Origin of the sequence: Streptococcus oralis (genome assembly GCF_026782235.1) — a bacterium.
Lineage (GTDB): Bacteria > Bacillota > Bacilli > Lactobacillales > Streptococcaceae > Streptococcus > Streptococcus oralis_CC.
In genome coordinates this window covers 110,444-123,754 of the sequence record NZ_JAKUWE010000004.1, presented here as the reverse complement: position 1 = coordinate 123,754, position 13,311 = coordinate 110,444, and the positions used below count along the sequence as shown (strand labels likewise).

The following is a 13,311-nucleotide window of genomic DNA, read 5'->3' as shown; positions in this document are numbered from 1 at the left end:
GGTTGATTTTAGATAATTAAAAAGGAAAAGGTGAAAATAATGATAGTTGATGCAAATATTTATTGGTTTGATGAAAAAATTTTTCACGACGAGGCCTATGCGGAGCGATTTTTAGCAGAAATACCACGCCTTTATCAGACAGAAGGGCGAATGGTGCAGTTGGAGGATGGCCGTAAGCAGATTGTGATTGAAAGGCCAGTCGGTTATGCCAATGTCAATTATGTTGAGGGCGATTATATTCTGGAGAATATTCTAGCGGATATGGATGAGGCTGGTATTGCAGTGGGAATTCTAAAGCTTCCTTGCTATCATGAATGGCTAAGTTTAGAACTCTGTAAGAAGTTTAATGATGGGATGGCGGAATTTGTCAGACAGTCAAATGGCCGTCTACGAGGTCTGGGAGTTGTTCCACCACGAGATAGTCAGGCAGTCAAAGCTGAAATCGACCGCTGCCTGGATGAACTGGGTTTTACAGGTCTGCAAATGATTGCACATTACGGTGATCATTATTTAGATGATGAACAGTTTGCTGGATTTTTTGAATATATAAATACTAAATCAGTCACTGTCTATATTCACCATAATCCAGTACCTGTAGATTTTAAACAGCTTTATGAATACAATAACGTTCGCCGTTCTTATGGGCGCAATGTTGACCAAGGAACTGCTGTTATGAGAGAATTGTTTAGTGGTTTTTTTGATAAATTTCCTCATATCAAGTTTGTGCATTCGATGCTGGGAGGTGGCTTCTTTGCCTTTAAGAATTTGATTCTACCTAAAAAGGCAACTAAGACTGAAGGTGTTCAACGGTTTCAGACAGATAATGGTGCTATTGCAAAGCATTTGAAAGAAAACCTCTTCTTTGAAATGTCCCATGCTCAGCCTTGGGGCAAGGAACAGTTGGAGTGTGCAGTAAAAGTGCTGGGGGCAGACCATATTATTTATGGATCCTCTTATCCAGTACGTAATGAGTGGCTAATAGATGGTCCAGCTTTTGTTAGAAATTTAGACATTAGTGATGAGGAAAAGGATTTGATTTTAGAGGGAAATGCTAAGCGACTTTATCATGTTACAGATTAAAAGGAGGTAACTATGTTACAAGCAGGTGCAGGAAAATCTCGCATTAAGTTGCCTGGACAAATATTGCCACTTGAAAAATTCACGTATTATCATGATGATTTGTATTGCCGAGCTATTATTTTAGCTGATTTTATCTTTATTTCGCTTGATGTAACATCTTTACAAGATTATGCGATTACAGCTATGAAAAACAAGGTTAAGGAAAATTATGACGTTTTAGATAGACATATTTTTATTAGTGTTATACATACCTTCTCAGCTCCACATACACGTTCTTTAAAGGCTTTAGAAAAAGCAGACGACGAAACCAAGCAAAAAAATCAATTCTATTTAGAGTTTTTGCTGGAAGCTGTTGAAGAGGCTTTGCTCTTAGCTAAAAGCAGTTTACAGTCAGCATCTCTCTCTTGTCAAAATATTACGGCAAAAGCACAGATTAACCGCGATATAGAGGGGATAGATGGGTATTGGTTGGGAAAAAATCCGTATGGCTATTCTAATCATACGATTCCGATGTTGAAAATCTCCTCGCCTTCAGAATCATTAATAGCTATGATTTACAGTGTGGATGTTCAGTCGTCTATTGTCGAAAAAATAGGTGACGGAGCTATTAGTAGCGATTTTATCGGTTTAGCCTCGCAAAAAATTGAAGAGAAGCTTAATTGTGTTGCTTTATTTATGCTTGGAGCGGCTGCTGACCAAATACCTGATGTAGCCCAAGAAAGTTTTGACAGTCTAGAACAATGTTCAGATGAATTGGTTTCAGTGATTCTGTCGCAAGTGACAGAAAATGAACATCTCGAAGATACTTTAACATTAACTACGATCACCGTTGAGCTTGACGGTCAAGTCATCCCTGATATGAAAAGCTTAAAACCAACAAGGAAATATCATTTTGAATTGCATGGGAAAAAGCAAGTTGAGGTAGCAATTTTGAGTATTGGGGATTTTGGGTTAGTCATGTTAAAACCAGAATTGACGAGCATCACGGGTATGGTTATTAAAGAACAATCTCCTTTTCCAGTAACAATGATTGCTACGATGATTAATGGTTGTCAAAAATACATGGTAGATGAGAGAAGTTACGATAATTATACTTATGGAGCAATGAATTCCATGTTTGCACGTGGAAGTGCTGAAAAGGTTAGTCAGGCTATTATTAAGACATTAAAAGAGAGGAAGTGAGCTTATGAAGGTTGGATACGGTCGTAAAAATATTACACCGACAGCACCATTTTACTTATTAGGATATAAAACTCCCAAACGAAATCAACCTGCTAAAGGCATTCATGACCCTATTTACATTAATGGTATTTTATTTCATAACAATGAAGGTCAAGAAGTCTTTTTGGCAACAGGAGACCTTCTTGAAATAGAGGATATTGTTGCTGCAGATATTCGACGTGCAATCAGTCAAAAATACCATATTCCATTTGAAAATATTATTATCGGTGTCACACATGACCATCATTCGGTACGTGATTTTCATAAAACTTGGGAATTTGGTCGCTACAATCAAGAGTATTATGATTTCTTTGTGCAATGTTTTCTTGATGTTGTCGCACAATGTCGGCATAATCTTGTTGAAGTTAGTGTTGAGTATGGGCAGGATTTAATTCTTGGATATTATAGTAATCGCAATCATCAAGGCTACCAATCAGACAATATTGTCTCGGTGACAAAATTTATTCACAATGGCAAAGCTGTCGCGGGTATTGTTAATATTGCGGTCCATTCAACGGTTTTAAGTGGCGATAATATGGAATTGACTGCTGATTTAGCAGGAAATCTATCAACAAAATTAAAAGAAAAATGGGGATTTTACCCACTGATGTTAATAGGTTGTGCAGGTGATTCTAGTAATCATTATGATCGACAGGGGCGTGATTTTGCAGAACTAGAACGTGTGACAGCAGGATTAGCTGAGCTTATCGCTCCTATAAAAACGACAACACTTTCTCTTGAAACGGAAAGCATTAACGTTTTGGAACTTAGTCACGAAGTCATCAATGACAAGAAGGCATATGATGAAGACCTTTGTTTGCGAATTGCTGGCATGAAAAATGGGACTATTAAGACCGTTGGCGCTCAGCCAGTCGAACATTTGGTTGAAAAGTGTGAAGAACAGCTAACGATGCCACAATTTTATGACATCTTACAACTTGGAATCTTGGATATTGGAAATTTAAGATTCTTCATCTTCCCTGGGGAGCTAGCATCTGCTGGCGGAGAATTATTGAGAAATACAACGGATAAAACGGTGTTGATTGCTGGATATAGCAATGGTTTCCATCATTATTTCTTAGAAGCTAAGGATTATGGGCTAAGTTTTGAAACGATTGGTAACCCTGTTCCAGCAGGAACTTTTGAAACTATTATTGAAAAATTTATTCGTGCAAGTCACTTGCTAGATAACTAACGAGCCGTAATCGGGGCTGTGTGAAGTCGATTGAAGATTTTAGATAGGAGTTCTAATTATGGACTACAATAAATTAGGAAAAGATATTCTCACTCAAGTGGGGGGCAAAGAAAATGTTAGCAGTGTTAGTCACTGTATCACACGTGTTCGCTTTATTTTAAAAGACGAAGCCCAAGCTAACGACGACGTTATAAAAAATATGTCTGGTGTCCTCGATGTTGTCAAACAAGGTGGTCAATACCAAGTTGTTGTCGGACCGAGCGTTGAAAAAGTTTACAATGCTATTATCGAAGATGGCGATATTGCAACGAACGAGGGTGATAGCACAGTAGCCAATACAGAAGAGGATAAAGGTTTCATTAACAAAGCTTTAGGGCTTATTAGTTCTATTTTCATTCCAGTATTGGGTATGTTGTCTGGTTCAGGGATGATTAAGGCGGTGCTTGCACTTCTTAGTGCTTGCGGTTGGTTGTCACCTAAGGATGGCACTTACATCATTTTAAGCGCTTTATCAGATGCACTGTTTTATTTCTTCCCAGTCGTTTTAGGCTGGAGTGCTGCTAAACGCTTTGGGTTAAAAGAAATCTATGGTATGACACTAGGGGCTTTCCTTGTCTATCCAACTTTAGTATCGGCTACTAGTGGCGATGCTATTAATACGCTATTTTCTGGAACCGTTTTTGAAATGGATTATCAATTAACATTTCTTGGCATTCCAGTAGCTCTTCAAAGTTATGCTAGTACCGTTATTCCGATTATTGCGGTAACATGGTTTGCTAGTTATGTTTACAAATTCTTTAACAAACATATTCCAGATGTTTTGAAAATGGTCTTTGTTCCATTCTGTACATTGATTATTGCTGGTGCAGCTAGCTTGATTGTCATTGGTCCGATTTCAATTGTTCTTCAAAACTTATTGAGTAGTGCTGTTACGTGGCTACTTAACCTCAATATTGGTATCGCAGGATTCTTGATTGGGTCTCTCTGGTCTATCCTGGTTATGTTTGGTCTTCACTGGGCAATCCTACCATTCTTCCAAATCAATGTTTCTGAATATGGTTATGATATTATCAACCCATTAATTTTCTCTGGGGCACCTGCCGTTCTCGGTTCTGCACTTGGTATTGCTCTTCGTACAAAAAATAAAGATACACGCTCCATGTCATTTGCTGCTGCCATTTCATCATTCTTTGGGGTTAGTGAACCAGCACTTTATGGTGTTATGATTCCTCGTAAAATGATTTTGGTTACCGGTCTTGCTGCAGCTGGTATCGGTGGTGCCATTGCGGGACTTGGCGGTGCTAAACTTTACACATTCGGGGCTCACGGACTCCTTGGTTTCCCAACATTTATCAATCCTGACGGTATTGATGGCGGCTTTATTGCTCTTTGTATCTCAGGTGTTGTTGCCTTTGCGATTGCCTTGGTATCAGCCTTAGTTATTGGTGATAAACGAGACAGCGCAGCGTTACTAGCAAAAAAAGCAGAAGAAAAAGCACCTGTTAAAGCAAAGGAAGTGACAATTGTTTCTCCTGTAAATGGTCAAGCTGTAGATTTGACAGGTGTTAGCGATCAAGTCTTTTCACAACTACTCTTAGGTGACGGTATTGCAGTTATCCCAAGTAATGGCAAGGTCTATGCACCAGAAGATGCGATCGTCCGTGTTGCCTATCCTACAGGTCACGCGGTTGGATTAGCGGGTACTGCAGGTGACGAACTTCTCATTCATATTGGTGTTGATACGGTTAACTTAAACGGACAATACTTCACTAGTCGTGTTGAACAAGGGATGAAAGTGAAAAAAGGTGATCTTCTTGTTGAATTTGACCTTGATGGCATTAAAAAAGCAGGTTATGATCCAACAGTTATGGTCGTTGTTACCAAGACTGTACAACTGGATACCGTAACACCATTAACACAAGGAACAGTTGACACAACGACTCCATTACTCTCTATTAATTTAAAATAAAACCAAAAAAGAGTTGGCGACGCTACGCTAACTCTTCTTTTTACAAGGTGAATAAGATGAAGAAAGTAATAGTATCTCATTATGGACTCCCTATCGTTAAGCTGATGGCGATTTTGGTTGTGGGAATTTTGGTTCTAGGTATCAGTCATACGGTTCAATCTTTAACAAGAGAGGAAGTCGCAGATAATTTAGCTATAAATGTTGAAGATGGACTATCATCAGCGGAATATTTTGCGCTTGGGCAACAATACGAAACGGGTGATGGCATTGTCCAGTGGTATGCCAAGACTTTGGCATATTACAAAGTAGCAGAAGAACAAGGCTTAGTTGAAGCGAGGACAGCGATTGACAATCTTAATGTTTACAAAGCAGAGGTTCTTGCTGACGGTGACCAAGGGGCTATCTTTACATTCTATCGTACAGGTGTGACAGCTAGTCAAAAAGGAGACTATGAGCAAGCTTTTGCTATTTATTGCGATGACAGTTTTTTCTTTGAAGATCCATAAGATCGTGGTTTGGGAGGATTAGCTGATCTCTACATAGCTGGTGACGGTGTTGAGCAAAATGTTTCTTCTGCTATGAGTATTTATGAAGTGATGGCTGTGGAACAAGGAAAAGAAAATGGATACACAGCTTTAGGAAATATTTATGCGGCAGCTACAGGGACTTATCCTGGGATTAATCAAAGTAATGATACGGCATTGAAGTATTATTTATTATCCTTCCAAAGTGATAATTTAACAGCGACAGATTTTAAAGGACCTCGTTATGCTGCTAATTTTTATGATTCAGGTTTTTATCATGATGACGGCACATGGGAAAATCCCAATCATACCTTAGCGGAAGAATATTACTTAATTGCCGTTGATGGTAATGGTAGAACGTTTGACGGAACAGCTGCTTATAAGTTGGGAACGTATTATGAATATGGCAGAGAAGGAATTGCACAAGATTATAGCAAAGCTGTTTATTATTACGAAAAAGCTTTATCAGATTCTAATGTACATTCAACCATGCTAGGAATTCCAGATACTTATTAGCACTCGGACGATTTTACGAAAATGGATTAGGGGTAGCAATCGATTTAGAAAAGGCTCTTTCTTATTATTATCAAGTTCAAACTGCTGCGCAAGTTAATCTGGATTTAGGTGGTAATGTTGCTGACTACGAAGCTGCCCTTAAAGTTTATCAAGAAGCTACCGAAGCTATCTAAAGATTAACTCAAGGAACAAATGACACTGAGACAACGACAGAAAATCAACAAACTACTACAGATGACACGACGTCAGAAACTACTAACGGTGATGAAAATCAAGAAGCTTTGACATTATCAGATGCTACCACAGGCGTATCTGTAATTGGAACAAAGGCGGAACTATCTAATGCAGTTACTGTTGTTGTGATGAGAACTACGGTAGCTGCCTTGAAAGACTTAAACTATGATGTCTATGATATTACACTTCAAGATGCTTCTGGAAATGAGGTTCAACCTAGTGAAGCCGTTCAAGTAATATTGCCAGTCACTTACGAAGTATCAGCGCTTTATCATGTTGCGAACGATGAGAGTTTAACTTCCGTCGATGTTATTCAAAATGGAAGTAAAGTAACCTTTACAACAAGCCATTTTAGTATCTATGCAGTTGTCTATAAAGAACAAATAGCCTTAGAAGAAAGCTCTTCAGCCGTCGCTGTCTCAGAACCTCAAAAGAAACAATCAGACACTTTACTTAAAACTGGTAGTCAATCAAGTAAGCCTCTTACTTTCATTGGAGTGGCATTGGTTATGATATTATCAGTATTCACCATAAATTTTTTTTAAAACAAAAAAATAATGAGTAGGAAATAGAAATATTAGGTAGGAATCTTTATGAAAAAAGGTATATTATTTTTTATAAGCGTTTTAGCGATGCTTGCCGCATGTTCAAATACTGGAAAACAAGAGTCATCCAAACAAACAAATGAATCGCAAAGTAGCTATTATCAAGTGACATCTGATGACATTTCTATCACAAAAGATGCCACATATAGCGTTACGCTGACTACAAAAGACACTTGGCAGTTTGTGGCTGAGGCTGGTCAAGAAGTTACCGATTGGCTTGTTTTGAAATCAGATAAGCAAGCTTTAACAGATACCTCTGGAGTTGCTCAAATAACGGCTGTTGATAGTGATTCTTCAGCTATTACCATTACTATTGATAGTAGTAAAATCACAGGATTTTCAAGCAATGGTGGAGCAAATCTTTATATCATGCCAGACTCCAGTAGCATTGTAGGAACTGGCGACAATCACGCACATTATAGTGAAACAAGTGCTAAAATTGGGAAATACGTTATTCCAAAAGTAAGTGTTGACGGCACTATTGAGGGAGAAGTTACACAAGAAGACGGATTGACATTTAAAAATAATCAAATCAATTTTAAATTCACAGTTGATGGTAAGAAAGTAGACAGTAGTTTAGTCAATAATAGCACTGCTAAAGTAACCCTAGCAGATGGTGATGGCTATTATACCACTGATTATGTTTATAGTGACAAGGGATTATCAAACAAAATAAAAAATGCTAGTATTAATTATTCGATTAAACCAGAAGATTTACAAATAACTAATTCTGGATATGTACTTGGTGAAAATGGTGGTGGACGTGGATGGTCGGAATTGGGAGGTGATGGTAACGGTAACTACAATTTAAATTTTGAGTTATCAGGTTTAAAATATAATGGACTACCAATCAGTAATAAGATTTTTAAAGCACATATTTGTTGTTACGGTAGGACATTTAAAGTTGATAATGGAAGTATTTATGCGACTTCTTATCTCAAATGGTCAACAGATTCTGAAAATAATCTTCCAAACCTTGCTGACCAGTATAGTGATAATCTCATTCTCAGCTGGGCGAATGGTATTAATGCCAGCAAACTGTCAGAAGATGATGTGACTTTAACCATGGAGAGTGAATATGGAGATACCCTTAAACTTAAAAGAGGCACTGATTTCACTCTTGAAACCAGTAAAACTAAGACTATCATCGAGGTGAACTATACTTATTGGGCAAATGCACCGGTTTACACCAAACTGAAGGTCGACGTGGATTCAGAAAAGCTTAACTGGGACGATCGCCAGTATAAGATTAGTAAGATCAGCCATTCTTACGATATTGCTAGCGTCTATGTTTACAATGTCATGGCAGGAGGACAGACTGGCACACAAACTTGGACAGTTTATGGCTTAGATGGATTGACTGATTGGCAACAACTTTTTGACCGACCAACCTATACCTTATCTTACATCGATACTGACAGTAAGATACGCTACTATTCAGAAGCTAGTAATGGTAGCTTTGTTGATGAAGCTAACGAGACGACTTTTGATGCCTCCGGTGATGTAAAGATTGCTTTAAAAGATAATACTGGTTACTTCACACGTCAGTTTGACCAAACTGAGGATAAGACAATAGGCGGTATTACCTATACCTTTAAAAAGGTCTACTCTCATGCTGAAGCAGCCATTAAAAATCCAAATGATATCCAAAAAGTTACTGTAAAAGCTGGCTATATCATTGGTGATAGCTGGGAAGACCATCTCAGGTGGCCGTGGCAAAACTTCATCAACAAGGGTTACAAAGGTGGACGGTCATAAAATCTGATTTACGCGATTGATATTAACAGATAAACTTCCGAAATCTTGTATGTGGCTTGGAAATTTCATATGTTTAACAGTACTTTGTTTTAAACATGAACTGAGCCTGAAATTTTCAGCCATAGAACGTAGACAAACCCTACCAGTAATAGGGAAATTACCATATTGTAGGCAGGCTACTATAATAGTGAGAACTCTTAGGAAAGATTGATGTTTATCAAACAATAAAAGGCTAGGAAAATTTCCTAGCCTTCTTTCGTTTGATTAAAGATAACGCTCAGCAATGGCGGCATCCCCTGGATATTCTTCTTTTACCCCATTGACGATTTGGTAGCAGTCAGCTCCTTTTCCTGCGATAATGACAGAAGATCAGCAGGAACTCTATGCCATTTTGGGAGATGTCAATCCTGAGTATGCTCTCAAGTATATGACGACTTTTTTACTGAAATTCCTCAAAAAGGACCAGCTGATGCAGAAACGCCGTGATATCTTCGTTGAGAGTTTAGTCGTCTTGGATTATATTATTCAAAACGAAGAAGGAAAGTATGAGTTGGCTGTTGATTTTGACAAGGAACGCTTGCCGTTCTATTTGTCTTAAATATTTGCTTTTGAGCAGATTGTTTGACTTTGCTAAAGAATAAGCATAAACTGAATGTAAGCGATAACCATTATCGTATTAAAAGCAAAGGAGACAGAGCTATGTCACTTGAAAATAAATTGGAACAAGCAACTGGTGCTATCAAAGAAGGATTTGGTAAAGTTACTGGCGATAGCAAGACAGAAGCAGAAGGTACTGTAGAAAAAACAGTTGCGAAAGCAAAAGAAGTTGTTGAAGATGCTAAAGGTGCTGTAGAAGGTGCCGTTGAAGGTCTTAAAAACTCATTTAAGAAAGAAGACTAAAAAAATCAAGGGAAACATCCCTTGATTTTTTGATTTTATAGATAGCGTTCTGCGACGGCTGAGTCACCAGGGTAGGATTCTTTTACTCCATTGACGATTTGGTAGCAATCAGCACCCTTACCCGCAATAATCACGGCATCGAGTTCTTGGTTTGTAATGGACATGGCTGCTTTGATGGCTTGTTCACGATCGGCAATCTTTTCAACAGGATGACTGATATAGCTGCTGATTTCATCTGCAATGGCCATTGGATCTTCATAGTTGGGGTCATCCGCAGTTAGAAAGACTTGAATCTCAGGATGTTGATTGAGGAGGAGGCCAAAGTCTTTGCGACGACTTTCACCCTTGTTTCCAGTCGAACCGAGAACCAGAGCAATCTTTCCAGTTTGATGGGTTTCAACAACAGAAATAAGTTTTTTCAGACTGTCACCATTGTGGGCGTAGTCGATGAAGACCTTGGCACCATTTTTTTGAGTGAGAACTTCCATACGTCCAGGAACGCGGGTTGCAGCGATTCCTTTTTTGATATCTTCCAGACTAGCGCCTAGACGGAGGCAGGCAAGTCCTGCAGCGACTGCATTTTCTTGATTGAAGTGACCTATGAGTTGGATATCATAATCACCAGCGAGTTTACCTGTAGCGGAAAAGCTAAAGGCTTTGGAATTCTCGATTTGGTTGCTCGACTGACTACCGTAGAAATCATGCTCTTGATATTCAACTTGTTCTTTCAGTACAGAAAAGTGATCCATATCGCTGTTAATGACAACTGCTCGGCTATTTTCCATCAAGAGACGCTTGTGGTAGAAGTAATCTTCAAAGCTTGGATGTTCAATTGGTCCGATATGGTCAGGAGTGATGTTGAGAAAGACACCTACATCAAAGGTCAGGCCATAGACTCGATGAACAAGATAGGCTTGGCTAGAAACTTCCATTACAAGATGGGTTCTTCCATTCTTAACAGCCTGAGCCATCATGTCGAAAAGATCGATATTTTCAGGCGTTGAGAAGGAAGATTTAAAGAAGGTCTTGCCATCTAGAGTTGTGTTCATAGTTGACAAGAGAGCTGTTGGGTAGCGTTGAGATAGGATGTGGTAAGCAAAGTAAGCAGATGTTGTCTTTCCTTTTGTCCCTGTGAAAGCGAGAATTTTGAGTTTCTCTTGTGGATTGCCATAAAATTCCATAGCAATCAAACTCATGGCTTTTTTGATATCGTTCACAATGATGACGGGGATACCGACTTTGTAGTCCTTTTCTGCGACATACCAAGCTAAGCCTTGACTTATAGCGGATAGGAGGTATTCTTTTTTAAAGGCAGCGCCTTTTGCAAAAAAAAGAGTGCCTTCTTTTACTTTTCTGCTGTCGTAACTGATGCTATCAAAAACAACTTCACTGTAGTTGTAGTGGTAGTGTCCTTGGTCGATAATCTCGCGGAAGAGACCATCTTTCTTTAATATATCTAATACGGTTTCAATCTTTATCATACTCTCTATTGTAAACCGAAAGTCTGAATTTTACAAGTAACAAGGAAAAGTTTATAATGGAAGATGAGGAAAATTTCCTAGTTATCAAAATTGAATGAGGAAGCTATGTCTAACGAAAACAATCACCAGCAAGCCCAGATGTTGCGAGGGACTGCTTGGCTAACAGCTAGTAACTTTATTAGTCGCCTCCTTGGTGCTATTTACATTATTCCCTGGTATATCTGGATGGGGACCTATGCTGCCAAGGCAAACGGACTCTTTACCATGGGCTACAATATTTACGCCTGGTTCTTGCTGATTTCGACAGCGGGTATCCCAGTTGCGGTCGCCAAACAAGTGGCTAAGTACAATACTATGCGAGAAGAAGAGCATAGCTTTGCATTGATTCGGAGTTTCCTAAGCTTTATGACGGGCTTGGGCTTAGTCTTTGCTTTGGTCTTGTATCTCTTTTCTCCCTGGTTAGCAGATTTGTCAGGTGTGGGGAAAGACCTGATTCCCATCATGCAGAGTTTGGCTTGGGCAGTTTTGATTTTCCCATCTATGAGTGTTATCCGAGGCTTTTTCCAAGGAATGAATAACCTGAAACCCTATGCCATGAGCCAAATCGCCGAGCAGGTAATTCGTGTTATCTGGATGTTGTTGGCGACCTTCTTCATTATGAAGATGGGTTCTGGTGACTACTTATCAGCAGTTACCCAATCGACCTTTGCGGCCTTTGTGGGGATGGTAGCAAGTTTTGCAGTTTTGATTTATTTCCTTGCCCAAGAAGGTTTGCTTAAAAGAGTCTTTGAAACACGGGATAAAATCAATAGTAAGCGACTCTTAGTCGATACCATCAAGGAAGCCATTCCCTTTATCCTGACGGGATCAGCCATCCAGCTCTTCCAGATTTTAGACCAGATGACCTTTATCAATAGTATGAAGTGGTTTACCAACTACAGCAATGAAGACTTGGTTGTCATGTTTTCTTATTTCTCTGCCAATCCTAATAAAATTACTATGATTTTAATCTCTGTGGGAGTTTCAATTGGGAGTGTTGGTTTGCCGCTGTTGACGGAGAACTATGTAAAAGGCGACTTGCGGGCAGCGGCTCGCTTAGTCCAAGATAGCCTCACCATGCTCTTCTTATTCTTGCTACCAGCAACGGTTGGGGTTGTTATGGTAGGAGAACCGCTCTACACAGTCTTTTACGGTAAGCCAGATAGTCTGGCCATGGGCTTGTTTGTCTTTGCAGTTTTGCAGTCTACTATCCTAGGTTTGTATATGGTCTTGTCCCCTATGCTTCAGGCCATGTTCCGAAATCGCAAGGCAGTTCTTTATTTTGTCTATGGTTCCATTGCTAAGATCGTCTTGCAATTGCCAACCATTGCCATTTTTCACAGCTACGGTCCTTTGATTTCAACGACTATCGGCTTGATTATTCCGAATGTCTTGATGTACCGAGACATCTGCCAGGTAACGGGTGCTCGTCGAAAGATAATCTTGAAGCGGACTATCTTGATTACCATCTTAACCCTTGTCATGTTCATCCTAGTTGGCTTCTTGCAGTGGCTACTCGGTTTTGTCTTCCAACCAAGTGGACGTTTCTGGAGTTTCCTTTATGTGGCTCTCATCGGAGGGCTTGGAGGAGGTCTTTATGGTTTGATGAGCCTACGGACACGACTCTTGGACAAGATAATCGGCAAAGCTCAAGCAGACCGACTACGTACACGATTGAAAATATCGTAAAAAGATTTATAAATAAAAGTAATGAATTTAACCTTTCTTTAATAGAAAGGTTTTTATACTACATTTTTCTTAAAAAAGGAGAACTTTTTCTAAAATTAAG

General features: G+C 39.2%; 11 protein-coding genes and 1 pseudogene. 11 read left to right on the top strand and 1 reads right to left on the bottom strand.

The window, feature by feature from the left end:
• Positions 1-39 precede the first annotated feature (39 nt).
• The 10 genes and pseudogenes from MK396_RS06875 (at position 40) to MK396_RS06830 (ending at position 10,002) form a co-directional block, all read left to right on the top strand.
• Complete coding sequence (locus tag MK396_RS06875) at positions 40-1,080, top strand: amidohydrolase family protein (RefSeq protein WP_268724109.1); 1,041 nt, start codon at positions 40-42, stop codon at positions 1,078-1,080.
• Positions 1,081-1,092: 12 nt separating this feature from the next.
• Entirely contained in the window at positions 1,093-2,262 is a 1,170-nt protein-coding gene (locus tag MK396_RS06870; RefSeq protein WP_268724108.1) for an alkaline ceramidase, read from the top strand.
• A 4-nt stretch (positions 2,263-2,266) separates the two neighbouring features.
• Entirely contained in the window at positions 2,267-3,496 is a 1,230-nt protein-coding gene (locus MK396_RS06865) for a neutral/alkaline non-lysosomal ceramidase N-terminal domain-containing protein (RefSeq protein ID WP_268724107.1), read from the top strand.
• A 58-nt stretch (positions 3,497-3,554) separates the two neighbouring features.
• Entirely contained in the window at positions 3,555-5,465 is a 1,911-nt protein-coding gene (locus MK396_RS06860; protein ID WP_268724106.1) for a beta-glucoside-specific PTS transporter subunit IIABC, read from the top strand.
• 56 nt (positions 5,466-5,521) lie between these two features.
• Complete coding sequence (locus MK396_RS06855) at positions 5,522-5,971, top strand: hypothetical protein (protein WP_268724105.1); 450 nt, start codon at positions 5,522-5,524, stop codon at positions 5,969-5,971.
• Positions 5,972-5,980: 9 nt separating this feature from the next.
• Positions 5,981-6,505, top strand: coding sequence for a tetratricopeptide repeat protein (locus MK396_RS06850; RefSeq protein ID WP_268724104.1), 525 nt, complete (start codon positions 5,981-5,983; stop codon positions 6,503-6,505).
• Between the two features lie 281 nt (positions 6,506-6,786).
• Complete coding sequence (locus MK396_RS06845; protein ID WP_268724103.1) at positions 6,787-7,284, top strand: hypothetical protein; 498 nt, start codon at positions 6,787-6,789, stop codon at positions 7,282-7,284.
• 87 nt (positions 7,285-7,371) lie between these two features.
• A complete protein-coding gene (locus MK396_RS06840) occupies positions 7,372-9,102 on the top strand; it encodes a hypothetical protein (protein WP_268724102.1) in 1,731 nt (576 codons plus the stop codon).
• 358 nt (positions 9,103-9,460) lie between these two features.
• A pseudogene (locus MK396_RS06835) lies at positions 9,461-9,700 on the top strand (DUF1803 domain-containing protein); the annotation flags it as partial.
• 101 nt (positions 9,701-9,801) lie between these two features.
• Positions 9,802-10,002, top strand: a complete 201-nt coding sequence (locus MK396_RS06830) for a CsbD family protein (RefSeq protein WP_000051186.1) — start codon at positions 9,802-9,804, stop codon at positions 10,000-10,002.
• 35 nt (positions 10,003-10,037) lie between these two features.
• Here the strand turns inward: MK396_RS06830 and MK396_RS06825 are convergent, their stop codons facing one another.
• Positions 10,038-11,483, bottom strand: a complete 1,446-nt coding sequence (locus MK396_RS06825; protein WP_268724101.1) for a UDP-N-acetylmuramoyl-L-alanyl-D-glutamate--L-lysine ligase — start codon at positions 11,481-11,483, stop codon at positions 10,038-10,040.
• 105 nt (positions 11,484-11,588) lie between these two features.
• On the opposite strand from MK396_RS06825, the gene MK396_RS06820 reads away from it, so the two are divergent.
• The gene (locus MK396_RS06820; protein WP_268724100.1) at positions 11,589-13,211 is read left to right on the top strand and encodes a putative polysaccharide biosynthesis protein; all 1,623 of its coding nucleotides are present in this window, start codon (positions 11,589-11,591) and stop codon (positions 13,209-13,211) included.
• The last annotated feature ends 100 nt before the right edge of the window (positions 13,212-13,311 follow it).